Below are 11,130 nucleotides of genomic sequence, written 5' to 3'. Positions count from 1 at the left end.
GCTGGAGCTGGCGCCTGGCGTCACGGTCGAGGAAGTGCAGGCGAAAACCGCGGCCCGACTGGATGTAGCGGGGCACTAAGATTGCGCATTAAGACCCGGCCAGGCCTTGCCTGCCCCCCCAGGCAAGGCCTATTGCACCAGCTGGTTGATTTCAATGATGGGCATCATGACGGCCAGCACAATCACCAGCACGATGCCGCCCATGATCAGAATCATCAGGGGTTCCAGCAGGGCGGTGAGTGTCATGGCGCGCCGTTCCAATTCACTGGAGAGCGTCTTGGCGGCGCGGTCCAGCATGGACGGCAATTCGCCTGTGCGTTCCCCGCTGCCGACCAGGTGAACCAGCAGCGGCGGGAAAATTTTCTGCGCCTGCAAGGCAGCCGAGAGCTGGGCGCCTTCGCGCACGCGCACCGTGGCATCGTTGACGGCGCCGCGCAGGCGCTCATTGCGCAAAGTTTTGCGCGCAGCATCCAGCGCGGCCAGCAGCGGGACGTTGCTGCTGGTCAGAATGGCCAGCGTGGCGGAAAAGCGGGCGATATCCACCCCCATGGCATAGCGCCCGAATACCGGCAGCCGCAGCACCTTGCTATGCCAGGCCAGTTTGGCGGCGGGGCGCCGCAAGCTGAGCCGCCACAGCACGAACAGGGCGGCCAGGGCCAGTGCGGTGAGGCCGCCCCATTCCCGGATGAAGCCGCTGGCGCTCAGCATCATTTCCGTCAGGGCAGGCAGTTTTTGCTTGGCTTGTGAAAAGGCGCCGACCACCTGCGGCACCACATAGCTCAGCAGAAAAATGACAATGCCGATGGAGACAATGGTCACGATGATGGGGTAGATGAAGGCCGTGAGGATTTTGCTGCGCAAGGCCCCCCGGGACTCGATGTAGTCGGCCAGTTTTTCCATGACCTGGGCCAGGTCGCCGGATTGTTCGCCCGCATCGACCAGCGCCCGGTAGATGTCCGGGAAGTCTCGCGGGTGGGCGGCCAGGGCTTCGCCCAGCCGGTGGCCGGCGCGCACATCGGCGCGCACGGCAGCCAGGGTGTGCGCGACATGGCGGCGTTCCGCCTGTTCCAGTGTGGCGCTCAGCGAGGCTTCCAGCGGCAGGCGGGCAGCCAGCAGGCTGGCAAGCTGGCGGGTGAGCCAGCCCAGATCCGTGTCGCTGATGCGTGGCCCCAGGCTGCTGCCGCGCTGGCTGCCCTGGCGTGAGGCGCCTGTGGCCCGCACTTTCAGGGCGACCAGGCCACGCGCGCGCAAGGCCTGGCGCGCGCCGCGCTCGCTATCGGCATCTATCAGGCCGCGTTCAATGCGGCCTGCGGTATCGGCGGCTTCGTACTGGTAGGAAGGCATGGCTGGGCAGACTAGAGAATAAGGTCGGATGAATGGCTGCGCGCGGTGACTGAGGCCGGCTCAGCCACCGCTCAGGCATCGCGGGTAACGCGGGTGATTTCCTCCATCGAGGTCACGCCCTGTTCGATCCAGCGGTCGCCATCCTGGCGCAGGGTGCGCATGCCGGCGGCCTGCGCCGCGCTGCGCAGAGCCAGTTCATCGGCATTGTTGTGCACCAGGGCGCGGATCTCATCGGTAACGGTAAATAGCTCGTGGATCCCGGTGCGGCCACTGTAACCGGTATGGCTGCATGCCGGGCATCCGCCTGGTGTCCAACTGGCCGTGCCATTGTCGTGCTTGCTGCAGCAATGCTGGCACAGCCGTCGCACCAGGCGCTGGGCCAGGACACCTTGCAAGGTGCTGGCCAGCAGAAAGGGTTCTACCCCCATGTCGATCAGGCGGGCGACCGCCGAAATGGCATCATTGGTGTGCAGGGTGGCCAGCACCAGGTGGCCCGTCAGCGATGCCTGGACGGCAATCTGCGCGGTTTCCAGGTCGCGGATTTCCCCAATCATGATGACGTCCGGGTCCTGGCGCAGAATGGCGCGCAGGGCGGAAGCAAAGGTCAGGTCGATGCGCGGGTTCACCTGGGTCTGGCCGATGCCGGGCAGGTCGTATTCGATAGGGTCTTCGACGGTCAGGATGTTGGTAGTGCTGGCATCCAGGCGGCCGAGCGCGGAATAAAGCGTCGTGGTTTTACCGCTGCCGGTCGGCCCGGTCACGAGGACGATGCCGTGCGGCTGGCGGATCTGGCGGTCCAGCTGGCGCAGGACGTCCGGGGCCATGCCCAGTTTTTCAAGCTGCAGGCGGCCGGCTTCCTTGTCCAGCAGGCGCAGCACGGCCCGTTCGCCGTGGCCGGTGGGCAGCGTGGACACGCGGACGTCGATAGGGCGGCCGCCGACGCGCAGAGCGATGCGGCCATCCTGGGGCAGGCGTTTTTCAGCGATATCCAGGCTGGCCATAATTTTGATGCGCGACACCAGCGCGCTGTGCAGCGCCCGGCGCGGGCTGACAACATCGCGCAAGGTGCCATCCACCCGGTAGCGCACGACAGAATGCGTTTCGAAAGGCTCGATGTGGATATCGCTGGCGCCGTCGCGCGCGGCCTGGGTGAAGAGCGCATTGATCATGCGGATCACCGGCGCGTCGTCGTGGGCTTCCAGTAGATCTTCGACTTCAGGAATGTCTTGCAGCAGCCGGTCCAGGTCGATTTCGCTGGCGGCGGCATCCACCACTGCAGCCGCGTCGTCGGTCTGGGCATAAGCCGCGGCCAGCAGGGTGTCCAGCTCGGCATCACTGACTTCACGGCAGGGCAATTCACCATAGCGGCGTTTGAGTTCGGCGCGCGCCCAGGCTGGCGTATCCTGGCTGAGAACCAGCGCCAGCCCGCTCGGGCTGGCCTGGATCAGGGCGCGCTGGGCGCGTGCCCAGGCATAGGGCAGGCGCGCGTTCATTGGCCGGCGTCCGTGTTGTCGAGGATGATCCGGGTTTCCACGGGCGCAGCCGGCGCGGCGGCGGCTGGTTCATCGCGCAGGTCCAGCAGGCCATCGTCGTTGCGTTCCAGCGCGGGCAGCAGGGGCCGCGAGGCATCCGGCGTCAGCCAGCGCGATTCCAGCGGCATGCCGTCCTGGGCCGCGCGCATGAAGTTGTAGCGGTCCAGCGTCAGGTTGGCGCTGTCACGCGCATCACGCACGATATGCGGCCGCAGGAAAACCATCAGATTGGTTTTGGTGCGCGTGCGCTTGTCGTAGCGGAACAGATTGCCGATAAAGGGAATGGAGCCCAGGATGGGCACGGAGACCGTCGAATTGGTGACATGGTCTTCCAGCAGGCCGCCCAGCACGATGATTTGGCCATCGTCGATCAGCACATTGGTTTCCAGCGAGCGCTTGCGCGTCACGATGCCGCTGGTGCTGGCCGAGGCCGTTTCGTCGATGTTGCTGACTTCCTGGTACAAGGCGAGCTTGACGGTGCCGCCTTCGGAAATCTGGGGCCGGATGCGCAGTGTCAGGCCGACATCTTCGCGCTCTATAGTCTGGAACGGGTTGCTGGAACCATCGCCGGAGGTCGTGTACTGGCCGGTCACGAACGGCACGGTGCTGCCGACCATGATGCTGGCTTCTTCGTTGTCCAGGGTCAGCAGATTGGGCGTGGAGAGGATATTGGCCTGGCCGGTGCCTTCCATGGCGCGCGCCAGCACGCCCAGGTTCAGCACTTCATTGCCGAGAATATCCACGGTGCCCTTGACGACCCCCAGGCTCAGGCCTTTGCCCAGCGCGTCTATGGTCGAAGGGCCTTTGCCGCTCAGGCCCGAGCCGCCGAGATTGGAGCCGCCGACGAAGGTCGTGTTGCCGCTATTGATATTGTCGCCGCCGACCATCCACTGAATGCCGAATTCAGCGGAGTTGTCAGCATTGACCTCAACAATCAGGCTTTCCACCAGCACCTGGGCGCGGCGTTGATCCAGCTGGTCGATGACTTCCCGCAGGCTGCGGTACAAGGGGTCCGGGGCCGAGATAATCAGGGTATTGGTGGACTGATCCGCCTGAATCGTGGCGCCGCCAGCGGAAAAGGCGACGGATTGCTGATTGTTCGAGCTGCCGCTGCTGCTGGCGCTGCTGCCGCTATTGTTGCTGCCGCCCAGTCCGAGCGCATTGTTCGCGGAACGCGAGCTGCTGGAACTGGAGGAATTCGAGGACGAAGAGGACAGGCCTCCCGTATTCGACAGGCCGTCGCTGCCGGTGCCGCCGCCGCCCTGGCCGGTCAGCGCGCCGCGCAGCACTTCCGCCAGCTTGGTGGCCTGGGCGTTGCGCAGATAGACCACGTGCAGATTGCCGGGTTTGGTGGTGGGGCTGTCGATGCGCTGGACCAATTCCTTGGCCAGCTCCAGGCGGGCCGGGCTGCCGGCGCGTATCAGCACGCTATTGGTGCGCGGGTCGGCGACCACGGAAATCCGTTGTGTCGCATCGCCCGAACCGCCTTGGCCTTCCAGCAGTTGCGAGGCCAGGCCAGCGATATCGGCAGCAATGGCATAGCGGATGGGCACGACATCGGTATTGATGGAGTGCGGGGTATCTATTCCAGCAATGACTTGCGCGATGCGGTCCAGATTGTCGGCGTAATCGGTAATGACCAGCGTGTTGTTGCCCGGGTAGGCATTGATGGGGTTGTTCGGCGCAATCATGGGGCGCAGGACAGGCACCAGATTGGCTGCGTTTTCATAGCGCAGCGAGAACACGCGGGTCATCAGGCCGCTGCTGGCGGCGCCGGCCTGGTCAGAGGAACTGACCGGGCTGCCTTGCAGCTTGGCATCGGCTTCCGGCACGACGCGGCTGACGCCGTCCACTTCCACGACGGCAAAGCCTTGCATGCGCAAGGCGCCCAGCAGCATGGAGTAGGCGGTTCCCGGGGAGACCGGCGCTTCGGATACCAGGGTCAGCTGGCCCTTGACGCGCGGATCGACGATGAAGTTCTTGCCAGTAAAACGCGCCAGCGCCCGGACCACGCCTTGCAGGTCGGCATCGACAAAATTCAGCATGACCTGGTTATCGGCACTGGTGCCGTGGCTGGGGACGGCGCGGGGCGCAACCGGGCTGGCCGCGGCCGGTTTGTTGCGGGGCGCCTGGACTGGCGGCGGCGCGGGCGGCAGGTCATTGTGGAAACGGCTGTCATCCGCCGGGCGCTGGACGCCGCCGCTGGTGCGGACCAGCAATTCCGAGGGTTCCTGTTGCGTCGCGGGCGGAACGGTGGCGCAGCCGGCCAGTATCAGGGTCAGCAACGTGCTGGGAACCAGCGGGAAAGAAAAGGTCGAGGCTTGGCGCTTGGCGGTCATGATGGCAATTTCGTTTCGGTTCTGGAGGCGGCTCAGCGGAAATTCAGGCGGGTTTGATTGCCTGTTCGCGGTCCGAGCGCGGCGAGCAGTTCATTAAGAGCGCCATGTACGTCGGCGCTGGCGCTGGCTTCGACTTCGGCAACACCTTCGAAGACCAGCCCCTTGCTGTTGATCGTGCCTTCCCCTTGCAGGCTCAGCGGCCCCTGGCGGGTGGCCAAAGCCAGCTTGACACGGTTATCGGTATCCTGGGCGACCGTCAGATCATAGCTGCCGAATGGTTTGACAGGTGTGAGGTCGGATGAAGCATTGCGCCATTGAATGTCCAGCAGCCGGGTGCCCGGCGGCGTGGCTGCGCCCAGCAAGGATGCGGGCCAGTTCAGTTGTAGCTCGCCGCCCGGCCCGATGGTGTCCAGGGCGGCATGGAAAGCGGTCAGCGTGGAGGCGGGCAGGCGCAGGGATTGGGCATTGATGGCCAGGCCGCGCCAGCCGGGGGCAAGCGTCAGGGGGCCGCTCAGCCAGGGATGGCGGAGGTCGGCCACTGGCCCTTGGCGCCAGTCCAGCTTCCAGCTCAGGGGATCGGGCAGGGTGCGGCGGCGGCCTTCGGGGCCGATGGCTATCGTGGCGCTGCCGGACCAGATGGAACCGCTGGCATCCACAATGGCCAGGGGCAGTGAGGCAGGCAGCAAGGCCATGGCCCAGCGCGCCGGCATGACGACGAGCGCCGCAGCCAGCGCCACCAGGACAAAACCGATGAGTTTCAGAATCAGGTGACGGCGCATCAGGTGTTCTCCTGCGGAGCAGCCAGGATGATCTTGCCGGAAACAGAGCCGGGGCGGTCGCGTCCGTCGATGCGCGTGCGTGACAGGTCCAGGCTGCGCACCTGGATGTGCAGCAGGGCGGGCACATCTGCCAGCCACTCTATGACCCGTCCCGCGCTGGCGTTCTCCGCCAGGACTTCCCATTGCCGGGCGCCATCGAAACCGGCTTCGGTTTCACGCAGCGCGGCCACTTCCGACAGGCCGGCGCGTTGCAGGCTGGATTGCAGCGCGGGCGTCAGCTCTTCAGCGGGAATGGCGCCGCTTTGGCCGCGGCGCAGTGCCTGAGCTTCGCGGATGACGGCATCGACCTTGAGCGCGGTGGCCTGCAACTGCGGCAAGCGTTTATCGGTTTGTTCCAGGGTGGTGAGCGCCGGCTTGATGCCGAGCACCCAGACCAGCGCCAGCGCGATGGCGGCGCCGCCAATCTGCAGCAGCTTGCGTTCACGCGGTTCGCGCTGCGACCACCAGGCGCGCAGGCGTTCGCCGGTGTGTTCCAGGTTCTGTCTCCAGGCCGCTGCGGCGGGCCGGGGGCTATGGCTGTTCATTGTTGTCCTCCCCGGCTGCGTTCGCTGGCGCGGCGGATGATCCAGGTGTTTTCCAGGGTTTCATCCTTGCGGATGTCCAGCCCCTGCGTCGCGGCGGCCTGGCCCAGGCTGGCTTCCGGCGGCGCGGTAAAACCTTCATTGAAGCCCAGCTGCAATTCGCCTTTGTCATAGACCAGCCGGGCGACCCGGCCTTCGGCGCCATTCAGGGTGCGGGCGGCGGCCAGGGCCAGCGGAATGAAATCGTCATTGCTGCTGGTGCCGCGGGCCAGGCGCAGCGCGTCGCGGGCGTTTTCCGCCTGGCGCAGGGGATCAATAATGACGGATAGCTCCGGGAAGGCGCGGCGCACGCTTTGTTCCGTGCTTGCGGTCAGCGCGCGCGCTTCCGCGCTGCGCTGGGCGGCATAAATATTGAGACCGAAAATCCAGACGGCGGCTGCCACGGCGGCCCAGGCCAGCGGCCCGCGCCAGCGGCGCTGATCCGCGGCGGGGCGCCATTCCGGCCGGGCGAAAGACCATTTGGGCAGCGGCTGGCACCAGCGCGCGTCCGCCGGCAAGGCCAGTTGCCGGTTGCGATCCGGGTCCTGGGCCGGCAGGGCCAGCGGCAGCGGCGTGAGCTGCTGAATATTCAGCCCGGCCTCGGCCAGCAGCCGCCAGGCGCGCATCAGGGGTTCGCGATCGGTCCAGGCGACGACGGCGCTGCCATTCTCCTGGCGGGGGCCATGGATGATGCAGAGCGCCTCGGTGTCGGACAAGGCCATGGATTCGGCCAGGGACTGTACCGCGAGATCCAGGCGGTTGCCGGACAGCGCGGGCACATTGAGCGTGACAATGACGGCGTCGTCCGGATGCAGAATGGCCTGGACGCCAGTGGCGGGTACCGCGCCCGAGAGTTGCGACAGTTGCAGTTCGCCGGAGCGCAGGACGGCCGCATTGCGGTCCAGCAGCGCAAACGCGATGGTGCTTTCCGGTCTCAGGCTGGCCAGGGGCGGCAGCGCCAGGCGTAGGTGGTTCTTCAATTCATTTCCTTGATCCAGACAAGCGTCGGAGAATTGCGGTCAGCGCGATTGAGCAGCGCTTCCATGCCGACGACTGCATTGTCCAGTGAAACCTCTCCGGCCACGCGGAACCAGTTGCTGTTGGCAGTAATGCGATTGCCGACTTCCAGTTCGCGGTTGGGCAGGCGGTTGACGAAATCGCCGCTGTTGTTGAACCACTGGCCGCGGTCGCGCTGCACGACCAGGGCGCGGGCGTCGGCCAGCGTCAGGCCTGCGATCAGCGCGCTCAGCACTTCAGGCGTCGCGGTGTTGGCATTGACGGCAGTGGTGGCCGGCAGCACCGTCAGGTAAGGGCGCAGCAGATCGACCGTGGCCGCATCCAGATTGTCGATGCCGCGCAAGTCGTTGACGGTTCTCAGGCCAGGCGCGCTGGCGGGCTTGTTTTCCGCCGGCTGGCTTTGCGCGACACGCTGGGCGATGCTGCTGGCGAAATGGGTAGGGATGCGCAGATAACTCAGCAGCCGTTCCAGCACCATCAGCTCATCAGGCTTGATGATGCCATGGGCCGCCAGATTGTTCAGGTTGTACTTGCCTTGCTCGTCTTCGGCGCGGCCGGAAAAGAGCGCGGTGCGCGGGTCGCCGGGCTCAGAAATTTCAAGCCCGGTAATCGGCCGGGCCCAGGCGGAGTCAGGCCGCGTGATGGCATTGCGCCTGGCATCCCAGCGCAGGATGACGCGCGACCAATCCAGCCCGCCGCGCAGCAGCCAGTCGGCTTGGGCGCGGTCGCGCTCACTGGCCAGCGTGCGGGCCAGATAGGCCTGCCGTTCGAGAATGGCAGTCGCGGCGATGGCCGCCGCTGCGACCACAATCAATGCGCTGATGACGGCCATGCCGCGCTGGCGCCAGGAGGGAAGAAAACGGCGCGTCATGGCAGCAGCACCACTTTCCGGTAACGTCCGGCATCCGGGCCGGACGAGCGGTCCAGCGTGATTTCCATGCCGGTGGCCTGCGGGGAACCGTCAGGCAAAGGCAGCGCGGTCCAGCCGCGTCCGGGCAGCCAGGCGCGCACTTCAAACAGTTTGATGCCGTTCAGAACGGCTGTGCCGACTTGCGGCGGCTCGGGCAGGGGCAACTGCTTGCCCGCTGGCGCGACGGCGCGCATCAGCTTGTCGCCCTCCAGCCACCAGCGCACCTGTTGCCAGGTGCCGTTATCCGCCGGCGCGGCGCGGATGATTTGCAGATAGGGCAGCCCGCCCTCGGTTTTGACGTAATGAATCCCGGCGGGCAGCGCATGGATGTTGGGCGCCTGGCCGACAGGATGGAATTCGGGAAGAATGGCATTGTCCGCATGCAGGCGGAGATCACGGTCCAACTGGCCGAAAACACGCATCAGGGCCAGAATGTCATCGGACACCTGTTCCAGGCGTTCGCTGGTGCGCTCCACGCTATCGAGGGCCCGCCAGGAAATCAGGCTGACCAGCGCCATGAGCATCAGCGCGACCAGGACTTCGATCAGGGTGAATCCGTGTTGCCGGGTGTGCATGGCTTATCTCAGCGATGACAGCAAACCGCGCAAGTCGGCAAGGACGATGCCTTCGGCATTGCGCACACGGAGGGTGACCTGACGGAAGTTCGTGTTGTTGGAATTGCGGACTTCCTGTTCGCAAACCAGTTCCAGCGGCCCTTGCGGGCAGTTTTCCGTTTGCCGGCCCGGGCCGGGGAAGGCATTGAGCAGGCGCAGTTCGGCCATGCGGTTTTCAGCAGACAGCAAGGCCAGGCTACGTTCGCGCATGGCTTGCGTGCCGCTGGCGCTCAGGCCCAGCGCGCGCACGCAGGCAGCCAGCGCCACCCCGGCAATCGCCAGGGCGACCAGCACTTCAATCAGCGTGAAGCCGGATTGACGGGAACGGAACCGGCGGGTCATGGCTGCACGACCTCATAGCGCCCGGTGGCATCGCGTTCGATGCGCAGGCGTTGCAGGCCGTTGTCCAGTTCGATGACCATGGGGTCGGGCATCCATTCCACGTTGAATACATTGGCCGAGTTCGGCGAGATCCTGACATTGACCGGCGTTTCGCTGTCCCAGCGGCGCGGGCGCAGCAGGTCATCGTTTTCGAAGTATTCGGATTCCACCGGCGCCAGCGCGCTCATACCGACGGGCAGCGCCAGGGTGTGCGGCCGCCGGGCAAAGCGGTAGCCCTGCGCATCGACTTCCCAAACGATGGGACGCCCGCCGCTGCGGGCTTCCGACTGCACGACAGGCAGCAGTTGCGCCAGGCGATGGGCGTCTTTTTGCAAGGCGCGGTCCTGCGAGGAGGGAAACGCGCTCAGTCCTGCTGTGGCGGTCACGATGCCGATAATCGCCAGCACGACCAGCAGTTCCAGCAGGGAAAAACCATGTTGTCTGCCAGAGCGGCTGGTCCAGGGCCTATTGCCAGGAACCGATATCGGCATCGTTGCCTTCGCCGCCAGCCTGGCTGTCGGCGCCGAACGAGAACACGTCGATCTCGCCGTGGACGCCGGGATTCAGGTATTGATAAGGAGCGCCCCAGGGGTCATTGGGCAGCCTGTCCATATAGGAACGCCAGTTATTGGGCAGCGGGGCGGCCTCGGGGCGCTTCACCAGCGCCTGCAAGCCTTGCGCCTGGCTGGGGTAGCGGCCATTGTCCAGGCGGTAGAGTTTGAGCGCCTGCATGATGCCGCCGATATCCTGGCGGGCGGCGACGATGCGCGCCTGATCGGGGCGATCCAGCAGATTGGGCACGACCAGAGCGGCCAGAATGCCCATGATGACAACCACCACCATGATTTCGATCAGGGAGAAACCGGATTGCCGGCCTGCGCGGCGGAAAGAGCGCTGGCGCGAAACCGGGCGAAAAGCCTGGGAGACGGTGGGTATCATGGCGACGTCAACAAACTGTCAAATAAATGAGAATAGCATTAGTTTATACTTTGTCGATCCCCGATAGTAGGAGATTGAGTCCGCACATCATATAGAAAGCCAGGATTGTGCGTGATCAGGACAATTCCGTACGATAACCCCCGTTCTGTTGCGCTGGGATGACAGCGCATGTCATTGCCGCCAAACGCGTCCGGGCTGCCGCTATCCTGACCTACTATTTGCCATTGTCCGCCGCTGTTGTTTGCGGTCCTGTATTTTTGTCACTGTCACGGTGCATTTGTGAATTTTCGTCTTCCCGCTCTGCGTTTTCCTCAGATTCGCCTGAATCCGGTCGGCCTCACGCGTCTGCTTGCCGCGCTGGCCCTGGCTGTGGGCCTGGGCGTCTGGACGGCTTTGCTGCTGGCGCCTGCGCCGCGCGCCATTCCGCCATCCATTACCTTTGAAACGGTGGCGGGCACGGATGTGCAGCCAGTGGCGCGCTGGTTTGGCGGCGGTAATCAGCGGGTGAGGGTGACGGTGGCGGGCATCATCGCCACGGGCAATGATCGCGGCGCTGCCGTGCTGAGCGTGGATGGCGCCAGCCCCCGCGCCTACCGCGTCTGCGAGTCACTGGCGCCGGGCGTGACGCTGGTGGCTGTGGCGCGCGACGAAATCT

12 protein-coding genes are annotated in these 11,130 nt (G+C 65.2%); 1 reads left to right on the top strand and 11 read right to left on the bottom strand.

Annotation, left to right across the window (positions count from 1 at the left end; genetic code table 11):
* Positions 1–129: 129 nt before the first annotated feature.
* The 11 genes from gspF to gspG form a co-directional block, all read right to left on the bottom strand.
* Positions 130–1,344, bottom strand: coding sequence for a type II secretion system inner membrane protein GspF (gene gspF / locus ACTJGZ_RS14325; RefSeq protein ID WP_441663583.1), 1,215 nt, complete (start codon positions 1,342–1,344; stop codon positions 130–132).
* Between the two features lie 71 nt (positions 1,345–1,415).
* Positions 1,416–2,837, bottom strand: a complete 1,422-nt coding sequence (gene gspE / locus ACTJGZ_RS14320) for a type II secretion system ATPase GspE (protein ID WP_441663582.1) — start codon at positions 2,835–2,837, stop codon at positions 1,416–1,418.
* On the bottom strand, positions 2,834–5,215 hold the full coding sequence (gene gspD / locus ACTJGZ_RS14315; RefSeq protein WP_441663581.1) for a type II secretion system secretin GspD: 2,382 nt from the start codon (positions 5,213–5,215) through the stop codon (positions 2,834–2,836). The genes gspE and gspD overlap by 4 nt, the downstream gene beginning before the upstream one ends.
* A 32-nt stretch (positions 5,216–5,247) precedes the next feature.
* On the bottom strand, positions 5,248–5,994 hold the full coding sequence (gspN, locus tag ACTJGZ_RS14310; RefSeq protein ID WP_441663580.1) for a type II secretion system protein N: 747 nt from the start codon (positions 5,992–5,994) through the stop codon (positions 5,248–5,250).
* Positions 5,994–6,578: a type II secretion system protein GspM gene (gene gspM, locus ACTJGZ_RS14305; protein WP_441663579.1), complete on the bottom strand. Its 585-nt coding sequence runs from the start codon at positions 6,576–6,578 to the stop codon at positions 5,994–5,996. The genes gspN and gspM overlap by 1 nt, the downstream gene beginning before the upstream one ends.
* The gene (gene gspL / locus ACTJGZ_RS14300) at positions 6,575–7,594 is read right to left on the bottom strand and encodes a type II secretion system protein GspL (RefSeq protein WP_441663578.1); all 1,020 of its coding nucleotides are present in this window, start codon (positions 7,592–7,594) and stop codon (positions 6,575–6,577) included. Before gspL ends, gspM begins: the two co-directional genes overlap by 4 nt.
* A complete protein-coding gene (gspK, locus tag ACTJGZ_RS14295; RefSeq protein WP_441663577.1) occupies positions 7,591–8,502 on the bottom strand; it encodes a type II secretion system minor pseudopilin GspK in 912 nt (303 codons plus the stop codon). Before gspK ends, gspL begins: the two co-directional genes overlap by 4 nt.
* Positions 8,499–9,116: a prepilin-type N-terminal cleavage/methylation domain-containing protein gene (locus tag ACTJGZ_RS14290; RefSeq protein WP_441663576.1), complete on the bottom strand. Its 618-nt coding sequence runs from the start codon at positions 9,114–9,116 to the stop codon at positions 8,499–8,501. Before ACTJGZ_RS14290 ends, gspK begins: the two co-directional genes overlap by 4 nt.
* 3 nt (positions 9,117–9,119) lie before the next feature.
* Entirely contained in the window at positions 9,120–9,497 is a 378-nt protein-coding gene (gspI, locus tag ACTJGZ_RS14285) for a type II secretion system minor pseudopilin GspI (protein ID WP_441663575.1), read from the bottom strand.
* A complete protein-coding gene (locus ACTJGZ_RS14280) occupies positions 9,494–10,027 on the bottom strand; it encodes a prepilin-type N-terminal cleavage/methylation domain-containing protein (protein WP_441663574.1) in 534 nt (177 codons plus the stop codon). Before ACTJGZ_RS14280 ends, gspI begins: the two co-directional genes overlap by 4 nt.
* Positions 10,002–10,475: a type II secretion system major pseudopilin GspG gene (gene gspG / locus ACTJGZ_RS14275; protein WP_441663573.1), complete on the bottom strand. Its 474-nt coding sequence runs from the start codon at positions 10,473–10,475 to the stop codon at positions 10,002–10,004. The genes ACTJGZ_RS14280 and gspG overlap by 26 nt, the downstream gene beginning before the upstream one ends.
* A gap of 279 nt (positions 10,476–10,754) precedes the next feature.
* On the opposite strand from gspG, the gene ACTJGZ_RS14270 reads away from it, so the two are divergent.
* A partial coding sequence (locus ACTJGZ_RS14270; protein ID WP_441663572.1) for a hypothetical protein occupies positions 10,755–11,130 on the top strand: 376 nt, incomplete at its 3' end.

Source organism: Kerstersia sp., assembly GCF_052103615.1.
GTDB lineage: Bacteria > Pseudomonadota > Gammaproteobacteria > Burkholderiales > Burkholderiaceae_B > Kerstersia.
Note: the sequence above shows the minus strand (reverse complement) of the source record. Positions and strands in the feature narration are given on the sequence as shown.

What these genes read in the sequence shown, in the direction of transcription:
- gspF (WP_441663583.1), bottom strand. Translation starts at nt 1,344, where the DNA reads ATGCCTTCCTACCAGTACGAAGCCGCCGATACCGCAGGCCGCATTGAA.
- gspE (WP_441663582.1), bottom strand. Translation starts at nt 2,837, where the DNA reads ATGAACGCGCGCCTGCCCTATGCCTGGGCACGCGCCCAGCGCGCCCTG.
- gspD (WP_441663581.1), bottom strand. Translation starts at nt 5,215, where the DNA reads ATGACCGCCAAGCGCCAAGCCTCGACCTTTTCTTTCCCGCTGGTTCCC.
- gspN (WP_441663580.1), bottom strand. Translation starts at nt 5,994, where the DNA reads ATGCGCCGTCACCTGATTCTGAAACTCATCGGTTTTGTCCTGGTGGCG.
- gspM (WP_441663579.1), bottom strand. Translation starts at nt 6,578, where the DNA reads ATGAACAGCCATAGCCCCCGGCCCGCCGCAGCGGCCTGGAGACAGAAC.
- gspK (WP_441663577.1), bottom strand. Translation starts at nt 8,502, where the DNA reads ATGACGCGCCGTTTTCTTCCCTCCTGGCGCCAGCGCGGCATGGCCGTC.
- ACTJGZ_RS14290 (WP_441663576.1), bottom strand. Translation starts at nt 9,116, where the DNA reads ATGCACACCCGGCAACACGGATTCACCCTGATCGAAGTCCTGGTCGCG.
- gspI (WP_441663575.1), bottom strand. Translation starts at nt 9,497, where the DNA reads ATGACCCGCCGGTTCCGTTCCCGTCAATCCGGCTTCACGCTGATTGAA.
- ACTJGZ_RS14280 (WP_441663574.1), bottom strand. Translation starts at nt 10,027, where the DNA reads ATGCCGATATCGGTTCCTGGCAATAGGCCCTGGACCAGCCGCTCTGGC.
- gspG (WP_441663573.1), bottom strand. Translation starts at nt 10,475, where the DNA reads ATGATACCCACCGTCTCCCAGGCTTTTCGCCCGGTTTCGCGCCAGCGC.